We start from the raw sequence: 15,188 nt of genomic DNA, 5'->3' as shown, positions 1-15,188 counted from the left end.
GCGCCGGCGTCGTCACGCGGGCACGCGCTCGCCGTAGCGTGCGCGGATTTCTTCCGTGTGCTCGCCCAGCGCGGGCGGGCCTGAACGGATGTCGGCCGCATGGCCGTCGAGGCGCAGCGGGAAGCCGAAGGTGCGCGTGGTCGCGCCGTTGGGCAGCGTGAGCGCGTGCACCCAGCCCATCGCGTCGACCTGGCCATCGGCGAGCGCGGACGCATAGTCGTTGATGGCCGAGTGCGGCACGCCCGCCTCGCGGAACACCTGCAGCCAGTGCGCGACGGGCGCGGTGCGGAACTTCTCTTCCAGCAGCACTTTCAGGTCGGCCTGGTGGGTCGCGCGGTCGAGCGTGCTCAGGAACCTCGGGTCGGCGGCCAGCTGCGGCATGTCGACCACGCCGAGCACCTTCAGCCAGAGCGGATGGTTGCCGGCCGCGATCGCGAAGTAGCCGTCCGACGCCTCGAACGCGCGGTAGGGCGCGTTGCGCGGGTGCGCGGAGCCGAGGCGGCGCGGGCTGCGTCCGCTGCCGAAGTACTCGCTGGTCTGCAGTGCGGCGATGGCCAGCGTGCAGCCGAACATGGGCACGTCGATGTGAACGCCGCCGGCGCCGGCGCGCACCGCGCTCAGCGCCGCCGCCACGGCATAGGCGCCATAGAGCCCGGAAGCGAAGTCGGACACCGGCACGCCGCACTTCACCGGCACGCCGCCTTCTTCGCCGGTGACGCTCATCACGCCGGCTGCGGCCTGGATGGTGAGGTCGAAGCCGCCTTCGCTGGCGCGCGGGCCGCTCTGGCCGAAGGCCGAGATCGAGCAGTAGACGAGGTCGGGATGCTCGGCGCGCAGCTGCGCATAGCCGAGGCCCAGGCGGTCCATGACGCCGGGGCGGTTGTTCTCGACCACGACATCGCAGTCCAGGATCAGGCGGCGCGCGATCTCGGCTGAGGCCGGGTCCTTGAGGTTGAGCACGACGGACTTCTTGTTGCGGTTCACCGAGGCGAAGTTCTCGCTGTAGCCGTCGGTGATCGGCGGCCACTGGCGCAGGCCGTCGCCTTCGGGCGGCTCGATCTTGACGACCTCGGCGCCCATGTCGGACAGCAGCATCGCGCAGAAGGGACCGGCGGCCGTGGAGCAGAACTCCGCGACCCGGATGCCGGCCAGCGGCTGCCGGGCCGTGACGGCTACGCCGCCGGCGGTCTTGCGTTGTTCTTGATTCATGGCGGCGACGATAGAGAGTTCCAAATGACACATCAAGAGTTCTAGAATACGGAACATGAACAACACCCTTCTCAAGGGGCTGGCGGTGCTCGAACTGCTGTCGCGCAGCGACCGCGCGCTCGGCCTCACGCAGATCGGCCGCGAGCTGAGCATGGGCAAGAGCAATGTCCATCGCCTCATGCAGGCGCTCGTCGAGACACGCTTCGTGCTGCGCGACGAAGAGAGCGGCAGCTACGCGCCCTCCATCAAGCTGTGGGAACTCGGCTCTGCCGTGCTGTCCAAGCTGGATTTGCGGCGCCACGCCGAGCGGCAGATGGAAGCGCTGATGGTGCTCACGGGCGAGAGCGTGCACCTGTCGGTGCTCGACGGCACGGAGGTGGTCTACGTGCACAAGGTCGACAGCCCCAACCCCGTGCGCGCCTATTCGCAGATCGGCGGCCGCGCGCCGGCCTACTGCGTGGCGACCGGCAAGGTGCAGCTGGCCTATGTCGCGCCCTCGATCCTGCAGGACGTGGCCAAGCGGCTCGAGCCGCACACGGAGCGCACCATCACCGACCCTGCCGCCTTCCTCAAGGAGATGCGCAAGGTGCGCGAGCAGGGCTTCGCCCTCAACCGCGCGGAATGGCGCAACGACGTCTGGGGCATCGCCTCGCCGGTGCGGGACACGCGGGGTTCGATGATCGCGGCGATCGGCATCTCGGGGCCCGCGGCGCGCTTTCGCAAGAGCGTGCTGGGCGAGTGGACGCAGGCGGTGATGGCGGCAGCCTCGGATGTCTCCAGCGCGCTGGCCGGCAACCAGCCCATGGCCGCGCTGTCGCAGATCCGTTTCGGTCCGCACTGAGGGCCGGCGGCGGGCTGCCGTGGTGTTCCAGAATGCAGAACTGTTGCACTGATTGATGGAACGCCTATCGTCCTCCCCGCATGAACACATCCGACCCGCCCATCCCCATCGCCGCGCTGCTGAGCCCGCGCTCCGTCGCCGTCATCGGCGCCTCGGAGGACCAGGGCAAATTCGGCGGCCGCGTGCTGCAGATGCTGCTGCGCCACCGGTACGCCGGCACCATCTATCCGATCAATCCGAACCGCAAGGAACTGCTCGGCCTCGAGGCCTATCCGTCCGTCGCCGTGACGCCGCAAGCGCCCGACATGGCGATCATGGCCGTGCCGCAGGCGCAGGTGAAGGCGCGCGTGCAGGAGTGCGCCGATCGCGGCGTGCGCTGCGCGATCATCATCACGGCGCGCTTCTCGGATGCGGGCCCCGAAGGCGCCGCGATCGAGGCCGAGCTGGTGGCGATCGCGCGGGCCGCCGGCATGCGCCTGATCGGCCCCAACTGCCTCGGCGTGATCAGCCCCGCGAACAAGCTGGTGCTGTGCTCGTCGCCCGCTCTCGATGTCGAGACGCTGCCGCGCAGCCCGATCGGCTTCATCACGCAAAGCGGCGCGCTGATGGGCACGCTGTTCGATCGCGCCACGGCCATGGGCATCGGCTTCAGCCACTGCGTGTCGGTGGGCAACCAGGCGGACCTGGAGCTGTGCGACTTCATCGAGTTCCTGATCGACGATCCCCACACGCGCGTCATCTGCTCGTACATCGAGGGCGTGAAATCGCCGGCGCGATTCGTGCAGCTGGCGCGCCGCGCGCGGACGGCCGGCAAGCCATGGCTCGCGGTGAAGGCCGGGCGCACGGCCGCCGGCTCCAGCGCGGCCTTCTCGCACACCGCCAGCCTGGCCGGCGACTACGCGGTGCTCAAGGCCGTGTGCGAGCGCGAGAACATCGTGCTGCTGAACGACGTGTTCGCGATGCTGCTGCTGGCCGCGGCGATGGCGCAGCATCCGGCGCACCGCGTCGCGCAGGCCGTGCTCATCTCGACCTCCGGCGGCAGCGCGGCGCTGAGTGCCGATGCGCTGTCCGATGCCGGCATTCCGATGACCCGCTTCGGCGAGACGGCCCGTGAAGCGCTGGCGACGCTCTATGTGCCGGGGCAGGCCGACAACCCGGTGGACCTTTATGGCGCGAAGGTGAGGGAGGTGCCGGACTTCGGCTACCAGAGCGCCCTGCTCGCGATGCGCGACACGCAGGCCGACATCTGCCTCGCCGTCATCACCACCGCGCCGGGCCTCACGGCGCTGGCCGGCGAGCTGGCGCAAGGCTGCGCCGAAGCCGGCAAGCCGGTGCTGCAGGTGATGCAGCCGGGCGCGCTGGCCAACGGCCCGCGCGCGCTGCTGCGGCAATCGGGGCAGCCCTTCACCGATTCGCTGGCCGAGGCGGTGGAGGCGATCCGCGCCTGGCGCGCGTGGTCCGCGTGGCGCGAGCAAGAGGCACCCGAGCCGCTGCCCGCACTCGACTTCGCGCTGCCGGCCGAGAGCGCATCGCTCGGCGAAGAGGAAGCGAAGGCGCTGCTCCATGCCGCCGGCATTCCCGTCAACCGGGGCGTCGTCGTCGCCGACATCGAGGAAGCGCTGGTACGCGCCGACGAGATCGGCTACCCGCTGGTGGCGAAGATCGTCTCGCCGCAGATCGTCCACAAGACGGAAGTGGGCGGCGTCGCGCTCGACCTGCACGATGCGGCGGCGCTGCGCGCGGCGCTGACGGCGATGAAGCGGCGGGTGCAGCAAGCGATGCCCGAGGCGCGCATCGAGGGCTTCTTCCTGCAGGCGATGGCCACCGGCACGGTGGAGCTGCTCGTCGGTGCGCGCAACGATCCGCAGTTCGGGCCGGTGCTGATCGTCGGCAGCGGCGGCGTGTGGGTCGAGCTGATGAAGGACGTGGTGCTGCTGCCGCTGCCCGTGTCGGCGGCGGCGGTGCGCGAGGCGCTGCTGTCGCTGCGCATCGCGCCGCTGCTGCGCGGTTATCGCGGCGCCGAGCCGGTCGACCTGGACGCGGCGGTCGACGCCGTGCGCCGTCTTGCCGCCATCGCGGAGCGCCTGCGGGGCCGCGATTTCGAGTTCGAAGTGAATCCGCTCAAGCTGGGTCCCAGGGGCTGCATGGCCGTGGACGCGCGCGCGCGGATCGGGGAGTCTTTCCAATGAGTTGCCTTCGCATCGACCGCCGCGGCGCGGTCACCCTCTTCACCATCGACAACGCGGCCAAGCGCAACGCGCTCTCGCAGGCGACGGCGCTCGATCTGCAGCGCGGCTTCGCCGAGTTCGACGCCGACGCGTCGCAGCGCGTGGCCGTGATCACCGGCGCCGGCAACGAGGCCTTCACGGCCGGCGCCGACCTCAACGATATTCCGGAGTTCTGGCGCTGCACGCCCGGCGCCGGCATCGTGACCGACAAGCCCATCATCGCGGCCATCGCCGGCTGGTGCATCGGCGGCGGCATCACGCTCACCGCGACCTGCGACCTCGCCGTCGCGGCCGAGAACACGAAGTTCAGCTACCCGGAGGCGAAGATCGGCCTCACGCAGGGCTTCATCACCGCGCTGGCCGCGCGCATCCCGCAGAAGGTCGCGATGGAGGTGATGCTGCTGGGCCGGCAGATGGATGCACAGCGCGCTTATGAAGTGGGCCTGATCAACCAGGTGACACCCGTCGGCCAGCAGCTGGAGGTGGCCCTGGCCATGGCCGAGGAGATCGCCGGCATGGCGCCGCTGGTGATCCGCACCATCAAGCGCTTCGTCGGCCAGATCATTCCGCAGAGCCCGTCCGAGATCTATGCGCGCACGCTCCAGCAACTGGATGCGATCCGCCTGAGCGAGGACCTGGAAGAAGGCAAGCGCGCCTTCAAGGAAAAACGCGAGCCTCGCTTCGAAGGCCGTTGAAGCAAAGAACCCTCGACATCCACGGAGACATCATCACCATGAAACGCAGGCCCGTCCTCGCCCTTGCCCTGGCCCTTGCCGCCGCCTTCGCCCTGCCTGCCGCCGCGCAGCAGGACAAGCCCATCCGCGTCATCGTGCCCTACCCGGCCGGCGGCAATGCGGACAACATCGCGCGGCTCTATGCCGAAGCGCTCGGCAAGAAGCTGGGACGCGCCGTCATCGTCGACAACAAGCCGGGCGCCGGCGGCGTGATCGGTGCGCAGGCGGCGATGCGCGGCGCCAACGACGGCAGCGTGCTGTTCGTCGCGCCGACGGGGGTTTTCGTCGTGACGCCGCATCTGCAGCAGCTCCCTTACGACCCGCTCACCGACTTCGTGCCCGTCGCGCGGCTCACCACCTGGATTCCGATGATGGTGGTGCGCAAGGACTTTCCGGGGAACACCTTCGCCGAGGTGGTCGCCGAGATGAAGAAGCATCCGGGCAAGTATTCCTTCGGCTCGGCCGGCCCGGCCACCATGACGCACCTGATGGGCGAACTGATCAACCTCAAGACGGGCGTGAACACGGTGCACGTGCCCTACAAGGGTTCGGCGGAATTCATTCCCGACCTGCTGAGCGGGCGCGTGGACGTCGTCTACGACAGCGTGGTCGTGCCGCAGGTGAAAGCCGGGCAGCTGAAGGCCATCGCGAGCATGGTGGGCACGCGCCACCCCGATCTGCCGAACGTGCCGACACTGAAAGAGCTCGGCGTGGACCTCGACGTGCCGAACTGGTATGGCGTCTTCGCACCCAAGGGCACGCCCGCGAACATCGTCGACCAGATCGGGGTCGCCTCGAAGGAGGTGATGGAAGGCATCGACAAGAGCAAGCTGACCGCTATGAGCATGTCGAGCGCGTTCGAGGGGCCGGCCGACTTCAAGGCGCAGATTGCCAAGGACGACGCGCTGATGAAAGACGTGATCCAGAAGGCCAACATCCACATCAACTAAGCACGGCCATGACCACCAGCGTCGATCCGATCACGCAAGCGCGCATCCATCTCGCGGCGGCCTATCGCATGGCGGCGCTGCACGAACTCGACGAAGGCATCGACAACCACTTCACCATGGTGGTGCCGGGGCGCGAGGACCGATTCCTGATCATGCCTTTCGGCTGTCATTGGTCGGAGGCCCGTGCGAGCGAGCTGCTGGTCTTCGATGAGCAGGGTGTCACGCACGAAGGCGACGGCGTGGTGGAGATTTCCGCGCAGTGCATTCACGCGCCGATCCACCGCATCACCGGCGCGAAGGTGGTGCTGCATACCCACCAGACCTGGGCCACGGCGCTCAACATGTTGCAGGACAACCGGCTGCAGCCGGCGAGCCAGACGGCGGCGCTGGTGAGCACGCAGATCGCCTACGACGACGACTACACCGGGACCGCGAGCAATCCGGCCGAAGGCGAGCGCCTGGCGGCCCTCGCGCGCGACAAGCCGATCGTCTTCATGAAGAACCATGGCGTGCTGGCGATCGGCGACACGGTGGCCGCGGCCTACCGCCGGCTCTACCGCGTCGAACGGGTCTGCCGCATGCAGATGCTCGCGCTGGCCACCGGGCGCCCGCTGGCCGTGTTGAGCGACGAGATGGTCCGGCAGGTGCAGACCCCGGGGCAGGACGACCGCCACCCGCGCGCGGAGCGCGAGCGGCTGTTCTTCGAAGCGATGATGCGCGTGCTGGACCGCGAGTTGCCGGGCTACGCGGAGTAGATGGCCGGCAGGTCGAAGGCGCTGACGCGTGGCGGGTCCACGCACTTCTCGATCTGCACCAGCACGGTCTGCGCGACCGAGGACTGCGTCAGGCGCGACGTGCCCTTGTCCATCGTCACCACGTTGGGGTTGCCGTGCTTTTCGACGGAGCATGGCGCGGCCGGATCCTCGGGATCGAACCACGCGCCGGTTGCGACCTGAAGCACGCCCGGCATCAGCGCATCAGAGATCACGGCGGTGGCGAGAAAAGCCCCGCGGTCGTTGAACACCTTCACCACATCACCCGCCACGACGCCGTGGCGCTGCGCGTCGGCCGCATGCAGGGTCAACGGCTCACGGCCGCCGAGCTTGGTCGCGCGGCTCACGGCGCCGGCATCCATCTGGCTGTGCAATCGCCCCTCGGGCTGATTCGACAGCAAGTGGAACGGGTAGGTCGCAGCGCGCTGGCCGCCGAGCCATTCGGCCGGCTCGAGCCACGCGGGATGCGGCGGGCAGTCGTCGTAGCCGAAGGCTTCGATCCTGCGCGAGAAGAGCTCGATCTTTCCCGACGGGGTCGCGAGCTTGTTCGCGACGGGGTCGCTGCGGAATGCCGACATGAAGAGCGGCGGCGCCTTCAGCATCGGAAACTCGTAGCTGCCCGCGGCCCAGAACGCGTCGAAGGCCGGCGGCGCGTAGCCGAGTTCGAAGGCGCGCTCGCGGGCCTGAGCGTACAGGTGGCGCAGCCAGCCCATCTCGTCGCGGCCCTCGGTGTAGGCCTGCCGGAAGCCGAGCCGATCGGACAGCTCGGCGAAGATGTCCATGTCGTTGCGCGAGGCCGCCACCGGATCGATGACCTGGCGCATCGCGATGTAGTGGCGCTGCAGGTCGGTCGCGAGGATGTCGTTGCGCTCCATCGTGGTCGTGGCGGGCAGCACGATGTCGGCGTACTTCGACGGCGGATTCCACCAGGGCTCGTGCACCACCACCATCTCGGGCTTGCGCCAGGCCTGCACGAAGCGGTTGAGGTTGGTGTTGTGGTGGAAGGGGTTGCCGCCGACCGAGTAGATGAGCCTGATGTCCGGCATCCTGATCGTGGTGCCGTTGAATTCGAGTTCGCTGCCCGGGTTGAGCAGCATGTCGGCGACGCGCCCCACCGGCACGAAGCTGCGAATCGGGTTCTTGCCGAGCGAGAGCGTCGGGCGCGGGATGTTCTCGGGCCGGTTCACCGTGATGCCGGCGACCGCGCCGAAGCCCAGGCTGAAGCCGCCGCCGGGCAGGCCGATCTGTCCGAGCATCGAAGCGAGCGCGACGGTAGCCCACACCGGCTGCTCGCCATGGTCGGCGCGCTGGATGGACCAGGTGGTCGTCACCAGTGTGCGGCAGCCGGCCATGCGCAAGGCGAGGGCCTCGATGGTCTCTGCCGGCACGCCGGTCACGGCGGCGGCCCAGGCCGCGTCCTTGGCGACGCCGTCGTCCAGGCCGAGCAGGTAGCGCTCGAAGGCTTCGTAGCCTTCGCAATAGGTCGCGAGAAAGGCGATGTCGTGCGCACGATGCATGACCAATGAATGCGCGAGGCCGAGCATCATCGCGGCATCGGTGTTCGGTCGGATGGGAATCCAGTCGGCATCGAGCCCCTGCGTCATGTCGCTGCGCGCCGGGCTGATGTTGACGAAGCGCACGCGGGACGCGGCGGCGCGCGCGATCCAGCCGGCGTTCTCGTGCATGGCGGCGCCGCCGGCGTCGATCTGCATGTTCTTGCTGTGCGCGCCGCCGAACATCACGACGAGTTCGGAATGTTCGACGATCGACGACCACGGCACGACCATCGAGGTGACGTCGTTGTCGCCCGTGACGTAGGGCATGACGCCCAGCGCCGCGCCGAAGCTGTGGTTGCCGCGCTTGTCGACGTAGCCGCCGAAGAGGCCGAGGAAGCGCTTCAACACGCTGGGCGAATGGTGCAGCCGGCCCGCGCTGGCCCAGCCGTAGGAGCCGCCGTAGATGGATTCGTTGCCGAACTCGGACTTGATGCGCTGCATGCCATCGACGACGAGGTCGAGCGCGGTGTCCCATGACACGGGCACGAAGGCTTCGGCGCCGCGCCCTTGCGCGGAGCGCTCGCGCTGCCGCAGGTAGCCGGCGCGCACGTGCGGCTGGGTGATGCGCAGCGGGCTTCGCACCATGTCGGGCAGGCCGTGAATGAGCGCGGGGGGTGCGGGATCGGCGTTGAAAGGCCGCGTCGACAGGATCTCGCCGGCGGCCGACAACTCGACGCCGTACACGCCCCAGTGCGAGGCGGTCTGGACGATGCGGCTGGCGTTCGCGTTCACGGTGGACTCGCGAGGAACTCGCGCAGCCATGCGCTGCAATCGCTCGCGCCCTGCACGGGCCAGAGCACCTTGACCACGGTATCGCCGCGCTGGATCTCGATGCAGATGTCGGTCGATGCGCGTTGCGGCGAGCGGCCGAACCAGCGCGACCACCAGGTGTCGCGTGCGGTGGAAGTGGCGTGGGACGGCGCGGCGGCCTGCGTCTGCGCCGTCGCGGGCGGTGGCACCGTGAGGGGGACGGCGTCTGGCGGCGCGCTCGCGCGCGCAGGCGCGACCGCGGTCCCACGCGCAACCGCATCGGCCGATGCGATGGCCGCGGGAGCCTTCGGCGGTGCGACCGTGACCTTGACATCGCCCGGCGCCGCATCGCCCGCGCCCGTGATTCGGGCCACGAGCTTCTCGGTGAACTCGTCCCACATGCGGTCGGCCTTGGTCTTCATCGCGCTCAGGCCGAAGGTGCCCAGGCGGCCGAGCACGTCGACCTTGACCAGGATGCGCAGCTCGGTCCGGCCGTCCGGCTGCTCGGTCAGGAAGAGCTCGCTGGTCTGCTTGAGCGAACTGGCGACGGACTTGTCTTCGCCAGTGCCTTCGGTGCGCAGGTAGTGCGGCGCACGCTGCTCGACGATGGTGGTGCGCAGCTTGAACTTCGCACTGACGAAGGACACCTTGACCTTGATCTCGGCGACGTATTCGACATCGCTGATGACCTCGATGGACTGCATGCCGGGCACGCAGCCGCCCATCACCTGCGGGTCGAGCAACAGCGCCCACACGCGGCTCGCGGGTGCGGGGACGACGACGGTCTTTTCAATTTCCACGCATCTTCTCCGCGGCGACAAGAATGGATTCGACGATCTGCGTGTAGCCCGTGCAGCGGCAGAGGTTGCCGTTGAGGCCGTGGCGCACTTCGTCTTCGGTGGGCGCAGGGTTGTGCGCGAGCATGGCGCACGAGGTCATGACGAAGCCGGGCGTGCAGTAGCCGCATTGCAAGCCGCCGCAGTTCATGAAGCTCTCCTGCAGCGGGTGCAGCGTGTCGCCGTCGCCGAGGCCTTCGATCGTGGTGATGCTGCGGCCGTCGACCTGCACCGCGAGCATCAGGCAGGACTTGACGACCTCGCCATCCAGATGCACCGAGCAGGCGCCGCAGATGCCGGTCTCGCAGCCGCGCTTGGTGCCGGTCAGGTGCAGGTCGTCGCGCAGCAGGTCGCTGAGCAATCGGCGTGCGGGAATCTGCACGCTGTGATGCTCGCCGTTGACGGTGACTTCGATGGTGTGTTGGGTCATGCGTGCGCTCCTTGATCGGCGCCGAGCTCGAAGAGTTCGAGCAGCGCGCGGCGCGCGACGACGCGCACCATGTCGCGCCGATAGTCGGCATCGCCGCGCTGGTCGGCCACCGGCTCGATGTCGGTCGCGACGATGTCGGCGGCCTCGGCGGCGAGCGCGGGCGTCACCGCCTTGTCGGCCAGCAGGGCTTCGGCCCTTCGCAGGCGCAGCGGGATCGGCGTCGATGCGCCGACTGCGATGCGGATGCGATGGCAGTGTGCGCCGCTGCGGCGCGCCGACACGGCGACGCTGGCGAGCGGCCGGTGTTCGGCGGCGGTGCGCAGGAAGCGTGAATAGACACCGCTGCAGCCGGGCTCTGACGGTGCGATGCGGATTTCGGTCAGCAGCTCGTCGGGCGCGAGCGCGGTGGTGTAGTAGTCGACGAGGAAGTCCTCGATGCCCATGACGCGATCGCCATGGACGCCGCTGACGACCACCTCGGCATCGAGCGCCATGAGGCAGCCCGGCGGATCGGTGGCCGGGTCGGCGTAGCAGAGGTTGCCGCCGATGGTGCCCTGGTTGCGCACCTGCGGGTTGGCGACGCGCGAGGCCATGCTTGCCAGCATCGGGTAGTGCTGCTGCACGAGCGGCGAACGCGCGAGCTCGGCATGCCGCGTGAGTGCACCGATGCGCAGCCCCTGCGTGGCGTCGTATGCGATGCCGCGCAGCCCTTGCAGCGCGCCGAGAGAGACGAGGTGCGTCGGCGTCAGCATGCGCTGGCGCATGGCCAGCATGAGCGCAGTGCCGCCGGCAATGACGCGGCATTCGTCGCCCAGGTCGGCCAGCATGTGCGCGGCTTCGGACACGGAGGCGGGCTGCAGGAAATCGAAGTCACGCATGGGCAGCCTCCTTGCGTCGGCGCAGAGCGGCGAGGATTTTCTCGGGCGTGATCGGCAGGTCGGTGATGCGCACGCCGATCGCGTCGTAGACCGCGTTGGCGATGGCCGGTGCGCCGGGAAGGATCGCGGTTTCGCTCGCGCCCTTGGCGCCGTAAGGCCCGTTGGGGTCGTTCGATTCGACGAAGCCGCCGCGCAGCATGGGCACGGCATCGGCGGTGGGCATGGTGTAGTCGGCGAAGTTGCCGTTGACGATGCGGCCGGCCTCGAGCTGGAGTTGCTCGTAGAGCGCCCAGCCGATGGCCTGCACGGTCGCGCCGTTGGTCTGGCCGTGGATCGCCATCGGGTTGAGCGCCTTGCCGCAGTCGTCGGAGACGAAGTTGTCGACCACGGTGACGCGGCCGGTCTCGGTATCGACCTCGACCTCGACCGCCTGCGCGGCGAAGGAGTAGGCGGGCGCGACGTTGCCGTAGACCTTGTCGTCGTGCATGACGGTCTTCGCGTCCCAGGTGGCGCTGACCTGGATGGCTTCGCCGCCGTGGCGCCAGATGTGCTGGCGCGCGATGTCGGCGAAGGCCAGTTGTCTGTCGGGCGCTTCGCGCACGTGGATGGCCGCGTTGCCGACCGCCAACTGGTCCACCGGCACTTCGAGCAGGATGGCCGCGAGATCGAGCAGCCTGGCCTTCGCCTTTCGCGCGGCGACGATGGCGGCATTGCCGGCGACGATGGTGACGCGCGAGGCGAAGGAGCCGATGGCGAAGGGCGCGACGTCGGTGTCCGGCAGCATCACGCTGACGTGCGAGAGCGGCAGGTCGAGCTCGTGGGCGACGATCTGGGTCAGCATGGTCGCTGCGCCCTGGCCCATGTCGCTCTCGCCGCTGTGGATCATCACGCGGCCGTCTTCGTTGATCTTCACGACCACGGTCGAGCCGTCCCAGTTGCCGATGGTGCGGTTGCCGCTCACATGCATCGCGGCGGCCATGCCACGGCCCCGGCGCACGGGGCCGTCGGGCTGCGCGGGGCGCTTCTCGTGCCAGTGCAGCGCAGCGGTCGCCTGGTCGATGCATTCGACGAGGCCGGTGCTCGCGACCTTCCAGCCGTGGACCGAGACCTCGCCGGCGCCGATGGCGTTGCGCTTGTGGACCTCCGCCGGGTCCAGGCCCAGCTGCTCGGCCATCATGTGGATGTGGCTGTTGAGCGCGAACAGCATCTGCGTGCCGCCGAAGCCGCGGAACGCGCCATGCGGCGGCGCGTGCGTGTAGACCAGCGTCGCGTGCGAACGCACGTTGTTCAGCCGGTGCATGTTGTCGCTGCGCATGGCGCTCACGTGCATCACTTCGGAAGTCAGTCCGGCATAGGCGCCGCAGTCGGCGACGATGTGCACGTCCTTCGCGACGATGAGGCCGTCGCGCGTCATGCCGAGCTTGAGGGTGATGCGTTCCGGCAGGCTGGTGGGACACGCCAGAAAATCTTCGAGCCGGTTGTTGACCAGGCGCACGGGCTTGCCGGTCTTCAGCGCGAGCAGGCCCGCGACCAGCTGGTTCGCGTCTTCGACGATCTTGCCGCCGAAGCCGCCGCCGGTGGTGGCCTGGATCACGCGGACCGAGGAGACGGGGCGTTCCAGCGCCGCGGCGAGCCGCGCCCGCGCGAGAAAGGCCGACTGCGTCGAGGTCCAGACCACGAGCCGGCCTTCGGGGTCGACCATGGCGAGCGTGCCCATAGGTTCCAGGTAGCCCGGGTACTGCGCGTGCGTGGTGTAGGTGGCCTCGTGAACCAGGTCCGCCTGCGCGAAGCCTTCGGCGACGCTGCCGCGCTCGAACCGGATCTCGTGCGCGATGTTGTTCTGGCGGCCGTCGTGGATGATCGGCGCCTCGTCGTCGAGCGCTTCCTCGGGCAGCAGCACGGCGGGCAATTCTTCGTACGCGATGCGGATCAGGTCGAGCGCGTCGCGCGCGATCTCCTCCGTGACTGCGGCCACGGCGGCGACCTCTTCGCCGCAAAAACGGACCACGTCTTCGGCCAGGATGCGGCGCTCCTTGTGGCTCACGCCCCAACGCGCGCGCGGCGCGTCGGCGCCGGTCAGCACCGCACGCACGCCGGGCAAGGCCAGGGCCTCCGAGACGTCGACGGACACGATCCGCGCGTGGGCATGCGGGCTGCGCAGGACCTTGCCGTGCAGCATGCCCGCGACCTTCAGGTCGCCGGCGTACTGAGCCTTTCCCGTCACCTTGGCGCGCGCCGTCACTTGCGGCGTGTCGTGGCCCAGTGTCGATTGCGTGGTCGCAGCGGTCATGAGGCGCTCACTCGGCCTGGATGCTCAGGTCCTTGATGACCTTGCCAAGGCGCTCGTAGTCCGCGGCGTTGACCTTGGCCAGCGCGGCCGGCGGACCGCCGACCGGCGCGGCGCCGTAGGTCCCCATCTTGGCGATGACGTCGGGCATCCTGAGGATCTCGTTGAGGTTCGCGTTCAGCAGGTTGACGACCGAGGCCGGCGTGTTGCGTGGCGCGAAGAAGCCGTTCCACGCGCCGGCATCGATGTCCTTGTAGCCCAATTCGGCGAGCGTGGGGACATTCGGCAACAGCGGCGAGCGCTTGCCGTCGGAGATGGCGAGCGCGTAGAGCTTGCCGGTGGACACGTACTGCGCGACCGGGCCGAGCGTGACGTAGGCCAGCGGGATATGGCCCGCGATGACATCGTTGACCGAGGGCGCGACGCCGCGATAAGGCACATGCTGCACCTGGATGCCGGCGTCGCGGTTCAGCCACTCGCCGGCGATGTGCATCGGCGAACCCGCGCCGGGTGTTCCGTACGACAACGCCTTGCCGGCCTTGGCCTGCGCCACCAAGTCGGCCACGCTCTTGATGCCGGCGGTGGGGCTGGCGACCAGCAGGACCGCCTGGTTGGCGGAGTGGATGACAGGCGTGAAGCCGTTCAACACGTCATACGACACCGAGGGCGCGAGCTTCATCACCAGCGGTGCGGTGGTGAAAGGGTTGGGCGTGAAGAGCAGCGTGTAGCCGTCGGGCGCGGCGCGGCTCACGTAGGTGTTGCCGATGGTGCCGCCGGCACCGGGACGGTTGTCGACGATCACGGGCTGGCCGAGCCGCAGTTGCAGCTTCTCGGCGAACAGGCGCGCCATGGCGTCGGTGTCGCCGCCGGCCGGATAGCCGACCACGACCGTGATCGGTTTGGCCGGATAGGCCGGCGCTTCGGCATGCGCCCCGCTTCCCCAGGCGCCGCCGAGCAGAACACCCAGGGCGAGGAACAATTGACGACGATTGGCTTTCATCATGTGCTTTCTTCGATGGTCTGAGATCGGACAACGGTGATGTTTTATATATGAAACGCTTAACCATATTTGGAACGCCAGACGATCTTAGAATGAAGTTGTTGACTGATCAACCAAGTGAAACAACGGATTGACAAACAGATGAAGGACAACATTTCAGGCGAACGCTCCCATCCTTCGCCATCGCCGGGCGCCATCGATCCGTGGTCCCGGCTCAACGACGCGGGCGACGACCTCACCGTCGACAACTTCATCACCACCGTGATGAGCCAGACGGTGAATGCGCTGCGGCGCGTGACGACGCTGCCCTACGCGCGGCGCTTCGGGCTCACCGTGCCGGAGTGGCGCATCCTGGCGCTGCTGGCCCATGCGCATGCGATCCCGTTCTCGAAGCTGGTCGTGCAATCAACTTCGGACAAGGCGCTGGTGAGCCGCACCTTGCGGCTGCTCGAACAGCGCGGCCTCGTCGCGCTCGAGGCCGAAGGCCCGGCGCCGAGAAAGCGGCTGGTCTGCACGATCACGCCGGCCGGCGAAGCGCTGCATGCGCAGGTCATCCCGGTCGCGCGGCAGGCGCAGGCATCGATGATCAATCTGCTGACGCCTGAAGAACGGCGCGTGATGTTCACCGCGCTCAAGCGCATTCACCGGCGCTGTCTGGATGTGGGTGCGCCGGATGGCGAGGATGGCGAAGGCTGACGACAAGCCGGCAGCGCGAG

At 68.6% G+C, this 15,188-nt stretch carries 13 protein-coding genes; 6 read left to right on the top strand and 7 right to left on the bottom strand.

The annotated features are described in order from the left end of the window. Window positions 1-12: 12 nt before the first annotated feature. The gene (locus E5P2_RS00435) at window positions 13-1,209 is read right to left on the bottom strand and encodes a CaiB/BaiF CoA transferase family protein (protein ID WP_162565218.1); all 1,197 of its coding nucleotides are present in this window, start codon (window positions 1,207-1,209) and stop codon (window positions 13-15) included. Between the two features lie 55 nt (window positions 1,210-1,264). Between E5P2_RS00435 and E5P2_RS00430 the strand changes: the two genes are divergently transcribed. From E5P2_RS00430 to E5P2_RS00410, 5 genes are all read left to right on the top strand, one after another. Continuing rightward, a complete protein-coding gene (locus E5P2_RS00430; protein WP_162565217.1) occupies window positions 1,265-2,050 on the top strand; it encodes an IclR family transcriptional regulator in 786 nt (261 codons plus the stop codon). Between the two features lie 80 nt (window positions 2,051-2,130). Continuing rightward, window positions 2,131-4,239: an acetate--CoA ligase family protein gene (locus tag E5P2_RS00425; protein WP_162565216.1), complete on the top strand. Its 2,109-nt coding sequence runs from the start codon at window positions 2,131-2,133 to the stop codon at window positions 4,237-4,239. Then, window positions 4,236-4,973 carry an enoyl-CoA hydratase/isomerase family protein gene (locus E5P2_RS00420; RefSeq protein WP_162565215.1) on the top strand — a complete coding sequence of 246 codons (738 nt, stop codon included), beginning with the start codon at window positions 4,236-4,238 and terminating at the stop codon, window positions 4,971-4,973. The genes E5P2_RS00425 and E5P2_RS00420 overlap by 4 nt, the downstream gene beginning before the upstream one ends. A 38-nt stretch (window positions 4,974-5,011) precedes the next feature. After that, window positions 5,012-5,962, top strand: a complete 951-nt coding sequence (locus E5P2_RS00415; protein WP_162565214.1) for a Bug family tripartite tricarboxylate transporter substrate binding protein — start codon at window positions 5,012-5,014, stop codon at window positions 5,960-5,962. 8 nt (window positions 5,963-5,970) lie between these two features. Further along, the gene (locus E5P2_RS00410) at window positions 5,971-6,717 is read left to right on the top strand and encodes a class II aldolase/adducin family protein (RefSeq protein WP_162565213.1); all 747 of its coding nucleotides are present in this window, start codon (window positions 5,971-5,973) and stop codon (window positions 6,715-6,717) included. Here the strand turns inward: E5P2_RS00410 and E5P2_RS00405 are convergent. From E5P2_RS00405 to E5P2_RS00380, 6 genes are read right to left on the bottom strand one after another with little or no spacing between them, the layout of a single operon-like run. Next, on the bottom strand, window positions 6,705-9,023 hold the full coding sequence (locus E5P2_RS00405; protein WP_232080531.1) for a molybdopterin-dependent oxidoreductase: 2,319 nt from the start codon (window positions 9,021-9,023) through the stop codon (window positions 6,705-6,707). The two genes, E5P2_RS00410 and E5P2_RS00405, sit on opposite strands and share 13 nt — an antisense overlap. Beyond that, window positions 9,020-9,841: a CoxG family protein gene (locus E5P2_RS00400; protein WP_162565211.1), complete on the bottom strand. Its 822-nt coding sequence runs from the start codon at window positions 9,839-9,841 to the stop codon at window positions 9,020-9,022. Before E5P2_RS00400 ends, E5P2_RS00405 begins: the two co-directional genes overlap by 4 nt. After that, window positions 9,831-10,307, bottom strand: a complete 477-nt coding sequence (locus E5P2_RS00395; RefSeq protein ID WP_162565210.1) for a (2Fe-2S)-binding protein — start codon at window positions 10,305-10,307, stop codon at window positions 9,831-9,833. The genes E5P2_RS00400 and E5P2_RS00395 overlap by 11 nt, the downstream gene beginning before the upstream one ends. Further along, window positions 10,304-11,185 carry an FAD binding domain-containing protein gene (locus E5P2_RS00390; protein WP_162565209.1) on the bottom strand — a complete coding sequence of 294 codons (882 nt, stop codon included), beginning with the start codon at window positions 11,183-11,185 and terminating at the stop codon, window positions 10,304-10,306. Before E5P2_RS00390 ends, E5P2_RS00395 begins: the two co-directional genes overlap by 4 nt. Beyond that, window positions 11,178-13,475 carry a xanthine dehydrogenase family protein molybdopterin-binding subunit gene (locus tag E5P2_RS00385; RefSeq protein ID WP_162565208.1) on the bottom strand — a complete coding sequence of 766 codons (2,298 nt, stop codon included), beginning with the start codon at window positions 13,473-13,475 and terminating at the stop codon, window positions 11,178-11,180. The genes E5P2_RS00390 and E5P2_RS00385 overlap by 8 nt, the downstream gene beginning before the upstream one ends. A 7-nt stretch (window positions 13,476-13,482) precedes the next feature. Beyond that, window positions 13,483-14,472 carry a Bug family tripartite tricarboxylate transporter substrate binding protein gene (locus tag E5P2_RS00380; protein WP_162565207.1) on the bottom strand — a complete coding sequence of 330 codons (990 nt, stop codon included), beginning with the start codon at window positions 14,470-14,472 and terminating at the stop codon, window positions 13,483-13,485. A gap of 141 nt (window positions 14,473-14,613) precedes the next feature. Here E5P2_RS00380 and E5P2_RS00375 point away from each other — a divergent pair, with 141 nt between their 5' ends. Further along, window positions 14,614-15,168 carry a MarR family winged helix-turn-helix transcriptional regulator gene (locus E5P2_RS00375; RefSeq protein WP_162565206.1) on the top strand — a complete coding sequence of 185 codons (555 nt, stop codon included), beginning with the start codon at window positions 14,614-14,616 and terminating at the stop codon, window positions 15,166-15,168. Window positions 15,169-15,188: the final 20 nt, after the last annotated feature.

The sequence above is a fragment of the Variovorax sp. SRS16 genome (genome assembly GCF_901827165.1).
In the GTDB taxonomy this organism is placed as follows: Bacteria; Pseudomonadota; Gammaproteobacteria; order Burkholderiales; family Burkholderiaceae_C; genus Variovorax.
The sequence above is the reverse complement of the archived record's forward strand: the minus strand, read 5'-3'. Positions and strand labels throughout refer to the sequence as shown.